General features: G+C 28.1%; 1 protein-coding gene. It reads left to right on the plus strand.

Features of this window, described 5'->3' with window-relative positions:
* Positions 1 to 144: 144 nt before the first annotated feature.
* Positions 145 to 424 (plus strand): putative phage tail protein (locus IC173_RS20465; RefSeq protein WP_227856215.1); only part of this gene is annotated, 280 nt, incomplete at its 3' end.

Below are 424 nucleotides of genomic sequence, written 5' to 3' on the forward strand. Positions count from 1 at the left end.
AAATAATAAGTTTATTAGCAAGCATAGAAGGAGTGCATGATATAAAAAATCTACTTATCAATGAAGATATTAAAAACATAATAGTTGATGAAGAAAAAGTTCCTGCTGTTTCAAATGTTACATTTAACATCGAGGTGAGTTAAATTGAAGTTAATTGACCATTTACCAAGTTTCGCAAACAATGAAATTGATATACAAATTCAAGATGCACTTGAAAATGAACTTCTAACATTACTTGATGAAAAGAATGATTTATTAGATCAGTTTTTTATAGATACAGCAACTTGGGGGCTTGATGATTGGGAAGATCTATTAAAAATAAAAACAAATTCTAAGTTGGATTTTGATACTAGAAGAAGTAATGTAAAAGCTAAATTAAGAGGTAAGGGTACAACTACAATAGAAGTTATAAAGGCAATCTCAG

The organism is Clostridioides sp. ES-S-0048-02 (assembly GCF_020658495.1).
Lineage (GTDB): Bacteria > Bacillota > Clostridia > Peptostreptococcales > Peptostreptococcaceae > Clostridioides.